This window comes from Streptomyces sp. NPDC005925, assembly GCF_040638805.1.
Taxonomy (GTDB): Bacteria; Actinomycetota; Actinomycetes; order Streptomycetales; family Streptomycetaceae; genus Streptomyces.
Map to the genome: position 1 here is coordinate 92042 of NZ_JBEXVL010000003.1, position 17334 is coordinate 109375.

A 17334-nucleotide genomic window follows, 5' to 3' on the forward strand; every position below is an offset into this window, starting at 1 on the left:
GTTCCTGCCCGTTCCTCGTCCCAGACGTCCCTGCCGACACTCGGTCACAGGTGAGGCCTCACGCCACCACCGTTCCGTCTTCCCCCGCCCGGCTCACCCGCACCGGTGACGACAGAACCGGGTGCCGGACGGTGGGTCCGGCACCCGGCACGGCCTACGGGGGCTGCGGGGGCTGCCCCCTGCGGGAGCGGCGGTACACGAGGACTACGCGCTGCGGGAGCGGCGGTAGAGGACGGCGCCGGCCAGGATCAGCGCGGCGCTCGAGGCCGAGGCGCCCAGCAGGGCACCGCTTCCCGTCTCGGCGAGCGCCGGCGGCGTGTGGCCGCCCGCGGGCGTCGGGGCCGGCGGAGTCAGCGGCGTGGGGCCCGAAGGCGTCGTCGGAGTCGTCGGGGTCGTCGGGGTCGTGGGCGGCATCGGCGTGGGCGGCGTGGTCTCGCCGTAGCCCGTCTCGCAGTGGTTGCCGAAGGCCGGGTTGAGGAGGCCGACGACGTCGACGCTGTTGCCGCACACGTTCACCGGCACGTCCACCGGCACCTGCACGCTGTTGCCGGAGACGACGCCGGGCGAACCCTCGGTGACGGCCTCGGCGGAGGCACCGCCGGAACCACCGGAGGAGCCGGTCCCGTAGCCGTCGTCGCCGTAGCCGCTGTCGCCGGAGCCGTCGTCGCCATAGCCGCTGTCGCCATAGCCGTCATGGCCATAGCCGTCATCGGAGCTGTCGTCGCCATAGCCGCCGTCGTCGCCGTAGCCCGTGCCGCCGGAGTCCCCGTACAGGTCCTCCGCTGGTGTGAGGGCCTCGCTCGACGCGGCGTCCGGTGAGTCCTGTGCCGACGCGCCGGGTCCGGACGACTGGAGCGCGTCCGCATCGGCGAAGGCGGGGCTGCCGCACAGGGACAGAACGCCCGTCGCGGCGGCGGCCGCGACCATTCCCCTGCTCAGGGTCTGTCGCATTCTCATGGTCTTCCTGCTTGAAGAGATGGGAGGGCCGGCCCCGGAGCCAGCGCTGAGCTGTCCGGGGCCGCCCGTGCTGCACCGCCGGGGCGGTCCATGCGTCACGCCGTCAGTCCTTCGTGAACACGTCGCCGGTCAACCGGAGCGGCCATGCTCCACGACCTGCGCGCAGTCAATAACGAGGAATGGCACGGCGAAGAAACTCCGGATAGCCCGCACGCGGACGAATTCACCCGAATGCCAGCACAGGAACCCACGCATCCGCCCCGCGCGCGAAACGACGTACGACCGTGCGAAGCAACACCGAAGGACGACCGCCGACGATCAATCGAGGTACGTCGGCCGACACCATGCGGCGTTGTTCACCATCGTCCGGCGATATGCGTGTCAGCCGTTGACGGCGTCGTTTCGGGACAGGGCCGAGATGTCACTGAGGATGCGTGACAGCGCTGCGTCACCCCTGGCCTGTGTGGAGTACTCCGCGCACTCCTCGGTCTGCGGCGACGCCAGGACGGTGCCGTCCTGGGCGGCAACCGGCGCCAGCAGGCCGGCGAGCGGGCCGGCGTTGGCCTTGGCCGGCAGGCCGACGCACGGCTTGTTGCGCGCGCTATGCACCAACGCGGCCCGCGGGCTCATGCCGCTCCTGGTCACCTGGTCGCCGAACGCCGAATGGGCGCCGTCGCCGCCGGCGGACGTGGTGCCCGAGTCGTCGCCGAGGGCGAGGGCCTGCGGGGCCGCTGCGGCGGACACGCCGACGACGGACACGGCGATCGCCGCCGCGGCCATTGCCTTCTTCAGCATTTCGCTTTCCTTTCCCGGCCGGTGACCGAGAGGGAACTGGCCAGGACGGAGCCGACCAGACGGATGTTCCTGCCCTCTCATCAACCACGGTCACGGGGAATGGTTGCGGGGCGCCGGAGTGAGGTCACCCGATCGGCCGCGTGTCGGGGCACGGAATTCCCGGAATCCCCGGGGTCGGGTTCACCCGGCAGGGTGGCGGGCGGCTGTGCTCCGTCGGAGTGAACGGGAACAACCAAACGGCCGCACGCGAGTTGACCAGAGCGCTCCGGTGGACGGGGTCTTTCAGAAGGGACAGCAAGTGATCAAGAAGGTTGTGGCCTCCACCGCGGTCGCCGCGTCCGTCGTCGGTGCCTCCGCCGCCGCCGCGCCGCGGGCGCTCGCCGTCGGCGACGACGGCGGCACCACGTCCGCCCGCGGCAGCGGCGCCTCGCAGTCGTTCGGCGACTCGGCGACGTACGGCACCCTGAGCCCGCAGACGGCGCTCATCAAGGGCGCCCTCCACAGGCCCTGCCTCGGCCTGCCGGCCAAGGCCAACGCCGGTTCCCTCCTGGGTGTCGCCCCGTCCTCCGTCCAGGAGACCTCGCTGTCCTCACAGAACCGGCAGTGCGTCGGGACCTCCACCCGGGCCAGGCGCGACGAAGCCCCGTCGCACATCCTCGGCGACACCCCGGTCCTCGCGGGCGACGGCGCCGCCGGAAACCGCTGACGGCACGCCTCCCCGCGCACCGGCGGGTCACCGGTCACTCCGGCGGCCCGCCGACGCACGTGCGGGGCAGTGCCTGGCTCCCCCCGGGGGCGTGGCGCGGCCCGCCCGGAGAGCGTCGTGAACCGTACAGGCCGTCTACGCAGGCCCGTACAGCGCCTCGACCTGTGCCGCGTACACCGTCGTCGCCGCGTGCCGCTTGACCTTCAGGGACGGGGTGAGCAGGCCGTTGTCCTCGGTGAACTCACCCTCGACCAGAGTGAAGGCGCGGATCGACTCGGCCCGGGAGACGGCCGCGTTGGCGTGGTCGACGGCCCGCTGGATGTCGGCGCGCAGCCCTTCGTCGTGGACGAGCTCCGACAGCGGGGTGTCCACGGGCCGCTTGCGGACGGACAGCCAGTGGGCGACGGCCTCCGGGTCGAGCGCGATCAGGGCGGCGACGAAGGGCCGCCTGTCCCCGACGACCACGCACTGCCCGACCAGGGGGCGGCTGCGCAGCCGGTCCTCAAGGACGGCCGGGGAGACGTTCTTGCCGCCCGAGGTGACGATGATGTCCTTCTTGCGGCCGGTGATGGTGAGGTAGCCGTCCTGGTCGAGGGCGCCGAGGTCGCCGGTCGCGAACCAGCCGTCGTCGAGCACGGCGTCCGTGGCCTCGGGATCGTTCCAGTACGAGCCGAAGACGATGCCGCCCTTGACGAGGATCTCGCCGTCGGCGGCGATGCGGACGGACGTGCCGGGAACCGGGCGTCCGACGGTGCCGGGGCGGGGCCGCAGGGGCGGGACGATGGTGGCGGCGGCGGTCGTCTCGGTCAGGCCGTAGCCCTCGTAGACGACGATCCCCGCGGCGAAGAAGAACAGGTTGAGGTCGCGGTCCAGGGGTGATCCGCCACTGATGGCGTAGCGGACCCGGCCGCCGATCTCCTTGCGGATGCGCCGGTAGACCAGCAGGTCGTACAGCGCCCATGCCGCGTACAGACCGGGCCCCGGGCCCTTGCCGCGCCCCAGGATCTTGTTCAGACTCGCCTCGCCGAAGCGGACGCCGATGCGGTGCGCGCGGTCGAAGGAGGCACCGCGGCCGATCTTCTCGGCGGTCGCGCGCCCGGTCTCGTGGATCTTCTCGAAGAGGTACGGCACGCCCACCAGGAAGGTGGGACGGAATCCCCTGAGCGCCGGGCGGAGTTCGTCGGGCTTGATGCCGGGGCAGTGACCGATCTCGATACGGGCCGTGAGGCAGGCGATCTGGAGGGTGCGGCCGAGGATGTGCGCGAGCGGCAGGAACAGGAGAGTGGACGCGGCCCGGCTCGTGACCTCCTTGAAGATGGGGTGCAGCAGCTCGACCGTGTTGGCGGCCTCGGCGTGCAGGTTCGCGTGGGTGAGGACGCAGCCCTTGGGGCGGCCCGTGGTGCCGGAGGTGTAGCAGACGGTTGCCACGGTGTCGGGCGTCAGGGCCGTACGGCGCCTGGTCACCTCCTCGTCGGGTACGTCCGCGCCGAGGGCGACGAGCGCGTCGAGGCCCGCGACATCACCGGGGGCGGTGGGGTCGTGGGAGACGGCGGTATCAGCGGGGGCTGCGAGGGCACCAAGGACTGCGGGGGCGTGGGAGGCGTCGCGGGCGTGGGAGGCGTCGGGGCCGTGAGAGGCGTCGGGGTCACCGGAGACTGCGGGGTCACCGGGAGCTGCGGGGTCACCGGGAGCTGCGGTGTCACTGGGGGCTGCGGTGTCGCCGGGGGTGGCCGCGTCGAGCTGCCAGACGCGCGGCGGCTCGGGGTGGCCGGCGGTGCCGGTCAGGACGGTGGCCACGTTGCCGGCGGTCTCAACGACGACGTACCGGGCGCCCGAGTCGCGCACGATCCAGTCCACCTGCTCGGCGGACGAGGTGGCGTAGACGGGGACGGTCTGACCGCCGGCCGCCCAGATCGCGAAGTCCAGGACCGTCCACTCGTAGCGGGTGCGGGACATCACCGCGACGCGGCCGCCGGGCCGCAGACCGGCGGCGATCAGCCCCTTGGCGGCGGCGGTCACCTCACGGGCGAAGGCCGCCGCCGTCACGGGTTGCCAGCCGCCGTCCCGCTCGCGCCGCAGGACCACGGCGTCCGGCGCCTCCGCCGCGTTGGTGTACGGGAGGTCGGCGGTGCTGCCCGTGGCGGGGCGCGGCGCCAGCGTGGCCGCGACCGCCTCGCGGACCGTGCCGGTGTCGTCCGTGATCACCTCGACCCGGCCGCGTTGCACCAGGTCGGTGCGCCGTTTCGCCCGTTTCAGATCCCTGCGTACGCCCATGACGGCTCCCGGTCTCGGCTCGAGCCGGCGTGCCGTGGTCGTGCCTGACCACTCGCACCCCACCCACACTTACTGGCCAGTCAACTTACTCACGCGTAAGAAAAGGTCAATGGGTGACGCACACCCGACGACGGCCGTCGGCCCTCGGAGCAGCCGACCAGCGGCCCGGCGATCCGGTGGGCCGGTCGTCGCGTCCACGCGGTCGGCGCGCACGTCCTGATCGCCGACGGCCGGTTGTGTGGCCGACGAGCCGGAACGCCAGGGGATGCCGCCCGCCGGCACTGCTGATCACGCCGGGCTCGCACTGAACTCGGGCTCACCACGCGTACCACGACCCATCGGACGGGGCCTAGGAGACGATGTCCTTGCGCGCGAAACCCCGGAAGGCCAGGGCGAACAGTACGAGCGCGTACGTGAGGGAAATCGCGGTGCCCTGGATCATGCCGGACCACTCGGGGCGGGGCTGCACGGCGTCGGCCCACGCGAACTGCCAGTGCGCAGGCAGGAAGTCGCGCCAGTGGCCGAGAGCCGTCACCGCGTCCAGGACGTTGCCGACGATGGTCAGGCCGACCGCGCCGCCCACCGCGCCGAGCGGGGCGTCCGTCTTCGTGGACAGCCAGAACGCCAGTCCGGCGGTGACCAGCTGGGACACGAAGATGTACGCCACGACCACCACGAGGCGCTGGGCCGCGGCGCCCGGGGCGAGTGCGCCGCCGGCCGGGATGTGCAGCGGGCCCCAGCCGTAGGCGGCGGTGCCGACGGCGAGCGCCACGAGGGGCAGCAGGACCATCGCGGCCAGGCTGAGGCCGAGCGCGACGGCGAGCTTGGACGCCAGCAGCCGGGTGCGCGGCACGGGGGCGGCCAGCAGGTAGCGCAGGGAGGACCAGCTCGCCTCCGAGGCGACCGTGTCCCCGCAGAACAGCGCGACCGGGACGACCAGCAGATAACCCGCGGACACGAAGAGGTTCACGGCGGCGAAGTTGACGCCGGACGCCGTCGCGGTGTCCATGAGGGTGATGCGCTCGCCGCGTCCCTCCGGGTCGCCGCCGATCGCGAAGGCCAGGACCAGCACGAACGGCAGGACGGCGAGGATCGTGCCCATCACCAGCGTGCGCCGCCTCTTGAGCTGGCGGACCAGCTCCACCCGCGGTGGCAGGGTCCGGCCGGGGCGGTAGCCGGAGGCGGCGTCGTCCTGGGGCCGGGGTCCGGTCCGCTCGGTGAGCGTGTCGGTGAGCGTGCTCATGCGGAGCCCCCGATCAGGGTGAGGAAGGCGTCTTCGAGGCGGCGGTGCGGGCCCACCGACTCGACGGGCACCTCGAGGCGGACCAGTTCGGCGACGAGCCGCCGGGCGCTGCCGCCGGTGTCGAGGCGGACGAGCAGCCCGTGGTCGGTGCGCACGGCGGAGGCCACACCCGGCAGGGCGGCGACCTTCTCGGCGACCGGCTCGTCCACCGGGGTGCCGGTGCCGACGAGGAGGGTGTCGCCGGAACCGATGATGTCGGCGACCGGGCCGGCCTGGACGAGCCGGCCCCGGTCCATGACCACGAGGTGGGTGCAGGACTGCTCGACCTCCGCGAGCAGGTGGCTGGAGACGATCACCGTGCGGCCGCCCGCCGCGTAGCGGATCATCACCTCGCGCATCTCGCGGATCTGCGGCGGGTCGAGGCCGTTGGTCGGCTCGTCCAGGATGAGCAGGTCCGGCAGGCCGAGCATGGCCTGCGCGATGGCGAGGCGCTGGCGCATGCCCTGCGAGTAGGTGCGCACCGCGCGGGCGAGCGCGTCGCCGAGTCCGGCGATCTTCAGCGCCTCGTCCAGGTGGGCGTGCTCGGGCGGGCGGCCGGTCGCCCGCCAGTACAGCTCCAGGTTCTCCCGGCCCGACAGGTGCGGCAGGAATCCGGCGCCCTCGACGAAGGCGCCGACCCGGGACAGCACGGGGACGCCGGGGCGCACGGCGTGGCCGAAGACCCGGATCTCCCCCGCGTCCGGGGTGATGAGCCCCATCAGCATCCGCAGGGTCGTGGTCTTGCCCGCGCCGTTGGGGCCGAGCAGCCCCAGCACCTGGCCGCGTTCCACGCGGAACGACAGGTCCCGTACGGCGTACCGGTCGGCGGACTTCGCGTACCGCTTGCTCAGGTCGGTGATCTGCAGCGGGACCTCGGCCGACTCGGGGTCGGGTGCCAGGGCGGCCGTCCGGCGGCGGGCGGTCAGCAGCAGGGCCAGGGCGACGGCCGCCCCGGCGAGCGGCAGCCACCACACCCAGCCGGGCAGCGGTGCCGCGGCCGTCTCCACCCCGGGCGCCGTCGGCACGCTCAGCGCGCTGCGCAGGGCGACGGTGTACGTGGCGGGCGCCGCAGGAGACGCGTAGCCGAGGTCGGTGGAGGCGAGGACCAGGCGGAGGCGGTGGCCCTTTCGCACCTCGTGGTCGACGGCGGGCAGGGTGACGGTGACGTCCCTGCCGGACCCGGCGTCCTCGACGCGCAGGGGCGTGACCAGCTGGGAGGGCAGCACCGGCCGGGTGCCGTCGGGGCCGACGTCGTAGACCTTGGCGAAGAGCACCGCGTCCCCGGCGGTCGAGGTCACGCGGACCGTGGCCGTGGCGGAACCGGTGATGCGCAGGTCGCTCGTCATGGGAGCGGACTCGAAGCGCGCGTACTGGCCGGGGAAGTCCAGGGAGATGCCGACGCCGAGGGAGGACAGCTGGGCGAGGCCGCCGGTGCCGGTGAGGCCGGGCAGCGCGGAGACGGCGGGCGGGCCGCCGCCGGGAGGGTTGGCGAAGGTCTGCTCGCCGCCGCTCAGGGCGACCGGCCGCCGCCCGGCGTCCAGGCCCGGGTAGGTGTCGGCGCTCGCGCCCCTGAGCAGGGCGGCGCCGTCGGTGGAGTCGACGCCTCCGGTACGGGTGACGCGGAACGCGGGCCCCGTACCGGCGCTCTCGTCGCCCTTGAGATGACGGTCGAACCAGGCACGCACACGTGAGCGCACGCGGTCCGTCTCCGGGTCGCCCCCGTCGTGCCCGCCGGCGATCCAGTCGACGTCGACGGGTGCGCCGTTGGCGCGGATCGCCGCCGCGGCGGCATCGGCCTGCCCGAGCGGGAACAGGGAGTCGGTCTGGCCCTGCACCAGCAGCGTGGGCACCTTGATGCGGTCGCCCACGGCGGACGGCGACCGCTGCTCGAGCAGGGCACGCGCCTTCGCGTCGGGAGTGCCGGACTCGGCGACCCTCTCGTACATCCGGCACAGCCGGGGCTCGAACCTGTCGCAGCCGCCCCCGGTGGTGACGAAGAGACCGGCCCACAGCTTCTTGAAGACGCCGTTCGGGAAGAGGGCGTCCGCGAGGTTCCAGTAGGTGATCGCCGGGGCGAGGGCGTCCACCCGGGCGTCGTGCCCGGCGGCGAGCAGGGCGATGGCGCCGCCGTAGGAGCCGCCTGCCATGCCGACCCGGGGGTCGCCCGGCGCGTCGAGCTCGACCTGGGGCTGCCGTGCCAGCCAGTCGAGGAGCCGCGAGACGTCGGCGACCTCGCCCTTCGGGTCGTTCAGCCCGATCTTCCCCGTGGACCTGCCGAAGCCGCGCGCCGACCACGTCAGCACCGCGTACCCGTCGCGGGCGAGTTGCTCGGCCTGGGTCCTGACGTCGGCCTTGCTGCCGCCGAAGCCGTGCCCCAGCAGCACGGCGGGGCGCCGCCCGGCCGGGCCGGAGGTGAAGTAGGAGGTGTCGACGCGCACTCCGTCGCCCACGCTCATGATCCGGTCGGCGCGGTGCACCGGCGGCGCGTCGTCGGAGGCGACGGCCGTCCAGGTGCCGGCGCCGGCGAGCACGACGACGGCGGCCCCGGCGGCCAGCAGCCGGCGGGGCCCCCGAAGCAGCCCTCGGAGCGCGGGCGGTCGAAGATCCATGCGTCAACAGTACGGTCCGCCTCCGACAGCCGGGGCAGCCTGTGGACGGAGCCCGCGGCCCTCCCCGTGGAGTACGGCCGGCCGCCCCGTACCGCGTCCGTGGTACGCGGCGGGCCGTCGCCCCGTGTGTGCCCGCGGAGACCCGCGCCGGGCGTGTCCTGCGGGGGTTCGGCGCCACGCGGTGAGCACGTCGACCGGTGCGGCGCCATCCGGGGCGGCGGGGCCCCGCCCGCCGGCGGGACCGGCGGCCCCACCGGCGAGGTCGCGAAGGCCACGAAGGGCGAGGACGCACGGGCCGAGCGCGGCGGCGCCCCGCCCTGCCGGAAGGGACCGGGAGAGGGCGGGGCGCCACACGGCGTGGGCAGCGGGCTCAGTGGTTGCGCGGGAAGCCCAGGTCCACGCCCGTCGGGGCGTCGGCCGGGTCCGGCCAGCGGGTCGTGACGACCTTGCCGCGGGTGTAGAAGCGCGTGCCGTCGTTGCCGTAGATGTGGTGGTCGCCGAAGAGGGAGTCCTTCCAGCCACCGAAGGAGTGGTAGCCGACGGGCACCGGGATGGGCACGTTCACGCCGACCATGCCCGCCTCGATCTCCAGCTGGAAGCGGCGGGCGGCGCCGCCGTCACGGGTGAAGATCGCGGTGCCGTTGCCGAACGGCGAGGCGTTGATGAGCGCCACGCCCTCCTCGTAGGTCTCGGCGCGCAGCACGCACAGCACGGGACCGAAGATCTCGTCCTGGTACGCCTTCGCCGTGGTCGGCACCTTGTCGAGCAGCGAAATGCCGATCCAGTGGCCGTCCTCGTGGCCCTCGACGGTGTGGCCGGTGCCGTCCAGGACGACCTCGGCGCCCTCCGCCGCCGCGCCCGTCACGTACGACGCCACCTTGTCGCGGTGGGCCTTCGTGATCAGCGGGCCCATCTCGGACGCCGGGTCGGTGCCGGGACCGATCTTGATCTTCTCGGCGCGCTCGCGGATCTTCTCCACCAGGGTGTCGCCGATCGCGCCCACGGCCACCACGGCCGAGATGGCCATGCAGCGCTCGCCCGCCGAGCCGTAGGCGGCGCTCACGGCCGCGTCGGCCGCCGCGTCCAGGTCGGCGTCCGGCAGGACCAGCATGTGGTTCTTGGCGCCGCCGAGCGCCTGCACGCGCTTGCCGTTCGCGGAGGCGGTGGTGTGGATGTGGCGGGCGATCGGGGTGGAGCCGACGAAGGACACGGCCTTGACGTCCGGGTGCTCCAGGAGGCGGTCGACGGCCACCTTGTCACCCTGGACGACGTTGAAGACGCCGTCCGGCAGACCCGCCTCGGCGAGCAGCTCGGCGAGCTTCAGGGACACCGAGGGGTCCTTCTCGCTGGGCTTCAGCACGAACGTGTTGCCGCAGGCGATGGCGAGGGGGAACATCCACATCGGCACCATGGCCGGGAAGTTGAACGGGGTGATGCCCGCGACGACGCCCAGCGGCTGCCGGATCGAGGCCACGTCCACGCGGCTGGCGACCTGCGTGGACAGCTCGCCCTTCAGCTGGACATTGATGCCGCAGGCCAGGTCGACGATCTCCAGGCCGCGCGCGACCTCGCCGAGCGCGTCGGAGTGCACCTTGCCGTGCTCGGCGGTGATCAGCTCGGCGAGCTCGTCGCGGTGGGAGTCGAGCAGCGCGCGGAACGCGAACAGGACCGAGGTCCGCTGCGCCAGCGACGACTGACCCCACGTCACGAAGGCCTCCTTGGCTGCCGCGACCGCCGCGTCCACCTCCTCGGCCGACGCGAACGCGACCTTCGTGGTGACCTCGCCGGTCGCCGGATTCGTCACCGGCCCGTGGCTGCCCGAGGCACCTTCGACGGTCTTGCCGCCGATCCAGTGGTTGACGATCTTCGTCATGCCGGGAACTCCTTCACAGATGGCGGCGTCGGGTACAGACATGCCGTTCGTACACCTCACGAGCCCCGACCGCCGACGCCCGCGCCGTGGTCACGGCCACGGACCCATCCCACCAGGCCCGAACCGGAGGCGCGCCCGACACAGTGTCTGCCGTTTCGGGCCCCGCGTAGACACATGTGGGGGTCGGCGGCGTGGTCCGGGCGGCCGGATTCGTCCGGTCGGCGGAAACCTCCGGCGCGGGGCCGCGGCGGGCGGGGAGTCGTCGCTCGCGGTTCGCTCCTGCCAGGGCGAAAGTGGGCTCCCGCGCCGGAGGCGTTCTGTGCGGCCGTACGGCTGTCGGCCGGCATCGCACGGCCGCCGACTCGTCTCGTACGGCTGTCGGCCGCCGGTGTCGTACGGCTGTCAACCGGTTTCTAGTCCCGTACCCGCAGCACTGTCAATGTTTTGTCCGGACATTCGGACGAGACGGGGGTTCGTTGCGTGTTCATGCAGTTCTGCTTCCCTGCGTTGCCTGTTCCCCTCCGGCCGTGGCGCACCGCGTAGCACCATGAGGCCCTCCGAGCGATGGGGACGCGGAGAGACCGGGGGCGGACGATGACGAATGGCCTGACCAGCATCACGACGGCGGACGGCCGGGTGGACATCAAGGCGGGTCACGGGCCCGACGGCTCCTGGGAGATCGCCGTCGCCGCCCCCCACCCCCGGCTGCGGCCCGGCGTGATGGGCTATCGCGGGATCCGGCTCGACCTGGAAACGCCCCGCCGCAGGCTGGAGGCGCCGATCGGGGCGGCGACCCTGATGTTCGGTTTCGACGAGCCGCTCCGCATCTCCCGCTCGGGCCTCGCCCCGACCTCGCTGGTGTCCGTCTACTCCGGGCCGACGACCACCGCGTTCCTCGCCGAGCACACCGGCCGGCTGTCCGGTGTCGAGGTGACGCTGATGCCGTGGGCGGCGTTCACCCTGTTCGGCACCCCGCAGTACGAACTCACCGACCGCGTCCTGGACCCCGACGAGCTGCCGCACACCCTCGGCGGCAACCGGACGGGCGGCAGGGCAGGCGGCCGGTGGGGCAGCGTCGGCGAGCTGAGTGCCGCGCTGGCCGCGCTACCGACGTGGACGGAACGCTTCCGGCTCCTCGACGACGTCTTCACCTGGTGGTCGGCGGCCGGTACGCCGAGTTCCGCGCGGGTCGTGAACGCCTGGGCGGAGCTGGTGCGGTCGCGGGGCGCGTTACCGGTGGCGCGGCTCGCCGAGCACGTCGGCTGGAGCGTACGGCAACTGGAGAACCGCTTCCGGGAGCAGATCGGCCTCGGCCCCAAGGTGGCGGCCCGGGTCCTGCGGCTGGCCCGCGCACGCAAGCTGCTGGCGGCGGGCCGGAGCCAGGCCGAGACCGCGGCGCTCTGCGGCTTCTACGACCAGTCGCACCTGAGCAGCGAGTTCAAGGCGATGACCGGCTTCACCCCCCGCGAGTTCACGGCCGCGCGCCGGCAACCGCCCGACGCACCGGGCCCCGACCGCGTCCCGGGTGAGGCCACGAGCCTGGTACTCGCCCCTGCGCAGGGCACGCGGTAGGGCAAGCACGGGTCCGCCCGTCACCGCTACAGCGGCGAGGTGTCGACGGTGCGGCGCATGACCTCACCGCTGGAGACGGGTTCTGGGCCCGGCGTGCACGCGTCGGGCACCGCCCGCGCCGAAGGGTGCACGGGGCCCGAGGGCGATGATGGGGGCTGCGCCCGCGCCGCGGATGAGGGGCGGCCCGCGCCGTGACCGAGGGGGCGTCCCGGATCGTGAACAGGAGAGCGGACGCCGTGACCGCCGGCGGCAGCCCGAGCCGTGAGCGAGTGGGCGTCCCGAGGCTCTCGCGGTCATGGCTCGGAGCGGGCGCCCCGGGCCATGAACGCGGGCGGCGTCCCGAGCCGTCACCGAGAGCGCGGCCCGGACCGTGACCGAGAAGGCGGACCATGTGCGAGAGAGCGGCTTGGACCGTGAACGCAGGCGGCGCCCCGGACCGTGACCCGGCCTCGGCTCGGACGTGACCGAGGGCGCGTCCCGAAACCGACGGCGCGCCCCGCGCCGCGGCCGACGGCGCAGCCCGGACCATCAGCACAGGTGGCGGTGGGGAGCGGCTCCGTCGGTCGTGCCCATCGATTCGACCAGGTCGGCGAGGGTCGTCGACTCGTACGACCATGTCGGCCAGTGTCGTCGGACCGTCTCCTGCCAAGAGTTCACCGAGTGCGGATTTTTCCAAGACCGACGGGACGGGCGCGCGGCAGTCTGATCATCCGGCCACTGAACCCGGGGAGGCGCAAGTCTTCGGCCTTGTGCCGGGGAATGCGGGGGGGCCGGCGGGCCGGGCCCGGTGACGTCAACAGGGGTTCTCGCAGACTCCTGTCTCTCCGCGTCGAGCGCAGTCGACAGCGGAACACCGGGCCCGCCCCGTCCCGCCGCAGCCGTGCACAGCACCAGCCCCGGCTCGGCTGCCGTGCCGCGCCCGGCAGGTTCCGCGGCGTCCATCGCCCGCGCATACCGGCACCCGCACCGCGATCCGCGCCTCACGGCCACGCCTGTCTCAGGCACGGGCCCCGTCCGGACCCGTGCCCAGTCCAGACCCGTGCCCCGGCGCGCCCCGCCCAGACCCGGGCCCCACCGCGCCCCCTCGCACGCCGGCAGCCCGAGCAACCAGCGCGACCACCCAACCAGCGAAACCAGCGCAACCGAGCATCCGCGTCCGCGTCCGCGTCCGTGCCCGCGTCCGCGTCCGCGCCCGCGCCCGCGCCCGCGCCCGCAAGTCAGCGCGATGCTCCGAAAGACCGACCTACCCCCTTTTATTTCATTTGCGTCACGAACACCCACCTTGTGTGACGTATGTCGCGCTTCTACCCGTCTTCCGTCACACAGGCGCACAGAACACCACCAACCGTCACTCTGTGTCGTTCACCGGGTAAAGACTCTGTCGCCGGCGCAGCACCCGGCTCTCCTGGCGGTCGTCCCCGACCGCCGCCGTGGTCTGCGCGGGAAGGTGCCACATGACGGACCGACAGCTCTGGTCCTACAAGGAGATCGCCGCGCACATCCGCGTCCAGCCGGACACCGTCCGCTCGTACCGCAAACACGGGCTGCTGCCACCGCCCGATGTGGCCGAGGGCGGGAAGCCCTTCTGGTACGCGGACACCGTGCGGGCATGGGTGGCGTCCCGGCCACGCAACCGCTGCCGTGGCGGCGGCGAGACCTGACGCCGTCGCCGCGGGCGGGGCGCTCAGCTCCACGGCTCGACGACCGTCACCCCTGCCCCGGCCCCGGCCCTCTCGGCCGCCCCCATCGCGGTCAGGGCGGCCGGGGCCGCCTCCAGGGGGATGGCCGAGGTCACCAGCAGGTCGGGGCGCAGCACTCCGGCCGCGACCAGTTCCAGCATCGGCGGGTAGGTGTGCGCGGCCATGCCGTGGCTGCCGAGGATTTCCAGTTCCAGGGCGACCGCGCGGGCCATGGGCACGGGGGTCGTGCCGCTCGGGGACGGCAGCAGGCCGACCTGGATGTGCCGGCCGCGGCGGCGCAGGCCGTTGACGGAGGCGGCGCAGGTGACGGGCGAGCCGAGGGCGTCGAGGGACAGGTGGGCGCCGCCACCGGTCAGTTCCCGTACCGCGGAGGCGGTGTCCTCGGTGCGGGAGGCGTCCACACAGGCGGCAGCACCCAATTCCCGCGCCAGTGCGAGGGCGCCCGGTGCCACGTCGACGGCGACGACGCGCGCGCCGGCTGACGCCGCGATCATCACGGCGGACAGGCCGACGCCCCCACAGCCGTGCACCGCGACCCACTCCCCCGCCGCGACCCGGCCCCGCTGGACGACCGCACGGAACGCCGTGGCGAACCGGCAGCCGAGCCCGGCCGCCGTCGCGAAGGACATGCCGTCGGGTACGGCGACGAGGTTGACGTCGGCCCGGTCGAGCGCCACGTACTGCGCGAAGGAGCCCCAGTGGGTGAAGCCGGGCTGGGTCTGCCGCTCGCACACCTGCTGGTCCCCGGCCGCGCAGGCGGGGCAGGTCCCGCAGGCGCAGACGAAGGGGACGGTGACCCGGTCACCGGGCCGCCAGCCGGTCACCCGGGGCCCCACCGCCTCGACGACACCGGCGAGTTCGTGCCCGGGCACGTGCGGCAGCGTGATGTCCGGGTCGTGTCCCTGCCATCCGTGCCAGTCGCTGCGGCACAGTCCGGTGGCCTCGACCCGCACGACCACCCCGTGCCCGGCGGGGGCGGGGTCGTCGACGTTCCGCACGTCGACCGGTCCGCCGAACCGTTCGAACACCACCGCACGCATCGCTGCCCGCCTCGCCTTCCGTCGTCACCGGAGCCGCCCCGCGGGCTCCGTTCAGCGGGCCTTCCCGCCGGGGCCGGCGTGTCCCGCCCCACTCCGGCGATCATCACCCGCGGGTGGCGGCACTAACCACGCGCCCCCACCGTGTCCCGGGTCGCCGTCTCCGTCTCGGCCTCCGGCTCGATCCCGGTCTCCGGCTCCACCCGGGCGGGCGTCTGGGCCGCCGCCTCGCCCTCGCTCAGGCCGAAGCGCCGGTGGAAGCGGCGCAGCGGGGCGGGGGCCCACCAGGTGGCCCGCCCGGTCAGGCGCATCCCCGCCGGGACGAGAAGGCTGCGCACGATCATCGCGTCCATGAGCACCGCCAGCGCGATGCCCAGGCCGAGCATCTTGGTGTTGGTCACGCGGGAGGTGCCTATCGCGACCATCACCACCGCGAGGATGACGGCCGCCGCGGTGATCAGTCCGCCGGTGCGCTGCACCCCGTGCCGGACGGCCTGCTCGTGGTCGCCGCTGTGGTCGTACTCCTCCTTGATGCGGGACAGCAGGAACACGCCGTAGTCCATGGAGAGGCCGAAGGCCACGCAGAACATCAGGACCGGCAGGGTGGTCTCTATGGAGCCGGGGCTGGTGAAGCCGAGCAGACCGGAGAGGTGGCCGTCCTGGAAGACCCAGACGACCGCGCCGAACATCGCCGTGAGGCTGAGCGCGTTGAGCAGCACCGCCTGGAGGGGTATGAGCACGCTGCCGGTGAGGAGGAAGACCAGGAACAGGGTGACGACCGTGATGAAGAGGGCCGCCCACGGGAGGCGTTCGCCTATCGCGTCCTTGGAGTCGACCAGTACGGCCGCCGCCCCCGTCACCTTCGTGTCGAAGGGGGCCGGTGTGGCGCGCAGGTCACCCACCAGGTCCTGGGCGCGTTCGTCGACGGCCTCGCCCTTCGGCAGCACCGTGAAGTACGCCGAGTCGCCCTTCACCAGCGGGCCCGCCACGCTCAGGACGTCGGGCAGGGCGGCTGTCCGCTCCTTGTAGGCCGTGTACTGCGCCTCGGTGGCGCGGCCCTCGGCGAGGATGTCGAGGCTGCCGCCGGGGTTGCCCGGGAAGTCGTCGCGGATGTGCTGCTGGACGACGCGGGACTCGGCGCTCGACGGGAGTTGGCGGTCGTCCGCGGTGCCGAACTTCACGCTCAGGAAGGGCAGCCCGAGCAGGACGAGGACGGCCATGGTGCCCAGCGCGAAGAACGGGGCGCGGCGCATGACCAGCGTCGCCGTGCGTGCCCAGGCCCGGCCCTCCTCGGCGCTGTCGGAGGGCTGGGGCCGGCCTCGGCGGAACAGGCGGCGCAGGTCCGCGGAGTTGACGCGGTGGCCGAGCAGGATCAGCGCGGCCGGCAGGAGGGTCAGGGCAGCGGCGGCGGCCAGGAGCACGACGGCGATCCCGGCGTAGGCGAAGGAGCGCAGGAAGTACTGCGGGAAGAGCAGCATGGCCGCCAGCGACACCGCGACCGTGAGGGAGGAGAACAGGACGGTGCGCCCCGCCGTGCGCAGCGTGGTGCCGACGGCCGTCAGCGGCTCGGCCCCGCCGGACAGTTCCTCGCGGAAGCGTCGGACGATGAAGAGGGCGTAGTCGATGGCGAGGCCCAGACCGAGGGCCGTCGTCAGGTTCAGGGCGAAGACCGACACCTCGGTGAGTTCGGTGAGGCCCCGCAGCAGGGCGTTGGTCCCGAGGATGGCGACGATGCCGATGCCGAGCGGCAGCAGGGCGGCGACGGCGCTGCCGAAGACCATGACCAGCAGGACGAGTGTGACCGGCAGGGCGATGAGCTCGGCGCGGGTCAGGTCCTGCTGGATGATCGTCTGCATCTCGTGCCGTACGGCGACCGGGCCGCCGATGGTCACGTCGATCGTGCCGTGCGTGCCCCGGTAGTGGGGTGCGATGCGGTCGACGGTGTCGCCCATCGTGCTCTCGTCGCCGGTGATGCGGGCGGCTATCAGCGCCTCGTGTCCGTCCTTGGCGCGCAGGGTGGGTGTGCCGGTCTGCCAGTAGGAGCCGACGCCCGTGACGCCCTTCTCGTCGGCGAGGCGGGCGGCGAGCCGCTTCGCCTCGGCGGCGACGGCCGGGTCGTCGACCGGGGCGCCGCCCGCGTCGACGAGGAGCAGGAGGTTGGGCTGGGAGGCGGGGAACTCGCGCTCCAGCGCCCGCGTCGCGTATGTGGACTCGGCGGCCGGGTCCTCCCAGCCGCCGCTGCCGAGGCGGTCGGCGACGCCGCTGCCGGCCAGCACGGCGAGCACCGTGAGCACGAGGGCCGCGAGCAGCGACAGGCGTGGGCGGGCGGTCACGAGCCGGGTCCAGCCTCCTGCGCGCGGCGGCTTGTTGACTTCGGTCATCCTGCGGTGTCCCCTTCACCGTGAGATCCATCGTGAATCCGGGCCGCGCCCGACGTCTTTACGCAGGCAGACGGCATGGAGGCATGGATCTGCCATTGCCATAGACTGGCAAACACGAGAGATCGCTCGCGTTTCTCTAGAATGCGAG

At 73.3% G+C, this 17334-nt stretch carries 12 protein-coding genes; 3 read left to right on the top strand and 9 right to left on the bottom strand.

The genetic code is table 11. From position 1 onward, the window contains the following. Window positions 1–204 precede the first annotated feature (204 nt). Window positions 205–951, bottom strand: coding sequence for a chaplin (locus tag ABZ354_RS05695; RefSeq protein ID WP_358653313.1), 747 nt, complete (start codon window positions 949–951; stop codon window positions 205–207). 387 nt (window positions 952–1338) lie between these two features. Next, window positions 1339–1752 carry a rodlin gene (locus ABZ354_RS05700; RefSeq protein WP_358653315.1) on the bottom strand — a complete coding sequence of 138 codons (414 nt, stop codon included), beginning with the start codon at window positions 1750–1752 and terminating at the stop codon, window positions 1339–1341. Window positions 1753–2050: 298 nt separating this feature from the next. On the opposite strand from ABZ354_RS05700, the gene ABZ354_RS05705 reads away from it, so the two are divergent. Further along, window positions 2051–2458: a rodlin gene (locus ABZ354_RS05705; RefSeq protein WP_358653317.1), complete on the top strand. Its 408-nt coding sequence runs from the start codon at window positions 2051–2053 to the stop codon at window positions 2456–2458. Between the two features lie 135 nt (window positions 2459–2593). Here ABZ354_RS05705 and ABZ354_RS05710 read toward each other — a convergent pair whose 3' ends face one another. From ABZ354_RS05710 to mmsA, 4 genes are all read right to left on the bottom strand, one after another. Next, window positions 2594–4732: an AMP-binding protein gene (locus ABZ354_RS05710; protein ID WP_358653319.1), complete on the bottom strand. Its 2139-nt coding sequence runs from the start codon at window positions 4730–4732 to the stop codon at window positions 2594–2596. 349 nt (window positions 4733–5081) lie between these two features. Continuing rightward, window positions 5082–5975: an ABC transporter permease gene (locus ABZ354_RS05715; RefSeq protein ID WP_358653321.1), complete on the bottom strand. Its 894-nt coding sequence runs from the start codon at window positions 5973–5975 to the stop codon at window positions 5082–5084. Beyond that, window positions 5972–8623 (bottom strand): CocE/NonD family hydrolase, encoded by a 2652-nt coding sequence (locus tag ABZ354_RS05720; protein ID WP_358653323.1) that lies wholly within the window; start codon window positions 8621–8623, stop codon window positions 5972–5974. The genes ABZ354_RS05715 and ABZ354_RS05720 overlap by 4 nt, the downstream gene beginning before the upstream one ends. Before the next feature lie 370 nt (window positions 8624–8993). Further along, window positions 8994–10496 carry a CoA-acylating methylmalonate-semialdehyde dehydrogenase gene (mmsA, locus tag ABZ354_RS05725; RefSeq protein ID WP_358653325.1) on the bottom strand — a complete coding sequence of 501 codons (1503 nt, stop codon included), beginning with the start codon at window positions 10494–10496 and terminating at the stop codon, window positions 8994–8996. A gap of 594 nt (window positions 10497–11090) precedes the next feature. On the opposite strand from mmsA, the gene ABZ354_RS05730 reads away from it, so the two are divergent. Then, a complete protein-coding gene (locus ABZ354_RS05730; protein WP_358653327.1) occupies window positions 11091–12068 on the top strand; it encodes a helix-turn-helix transcriptional regulator in 978 nt (325 codons plus the stop codon). A gap of 528 nt (window positions 12069–12596) precedes the next feature. Here ABZ354_RS05730 and ABZ354_RS05735 read toward each other — a convergent pair. Next, window positions 12597–12725, bottom strand: a complete 129-nt coding sequence (locus tag ABZ354_RS05735) for a hypothetical protein (protein ID WP_358653328.1) — start codon at window positions 12723–12725, stop codon at window positions 12597–12599. A gap of 797 nt (window positions 12726–13522) precedes the next feature. On the opposite strand from ABZ354_RS05735, the gene ABZ354_RS05740 reads away from it, so the two are divergent. Further along, entirely contained in the window at window positions 13523–13729 is a 207-nt protein-coding gene (locus ABZ354_RS05740; protein ID WP_358653329.1) for a MerR family transcriptional regulator, read from the top strand. Between the two features lie 23 nt (window positions 13730–13752). On the opposite strand, the gene ABZ354_RS05745 is transcribed toward ABZ354_RS05740, so the two are convergent. Together ABZ354_RS05745 and ABZ354_RS05750 are read right to left on the bottom strand one after the other, a co-directional pair. Continuing rightward, window positions 13753–14808, bottom strand: coding sequence for a zinc-dependent alcohol dehydrogenase family protein (locus ABZ354_RS05745; protein WP_358653330.1), 1056 nt, complete (start codon window positions 14806–14808; stop codon window positions 13753–13755). Window positions 14809–14930: 122 nt separating this feature from the next. Continuing rightward, window positions 14931–17186: an MMPL family transporter gene (locus ABZ354_RS05750; RefSeq protein WP_358653331.1), complete on the bottom strand. Its 2256-nt coding sequence runs from the start codon at window positions 17184–17186 to the stop codon at window positions 14931–14933. Window positions 17187–17334: the final 148 nt, after the last annotated feature.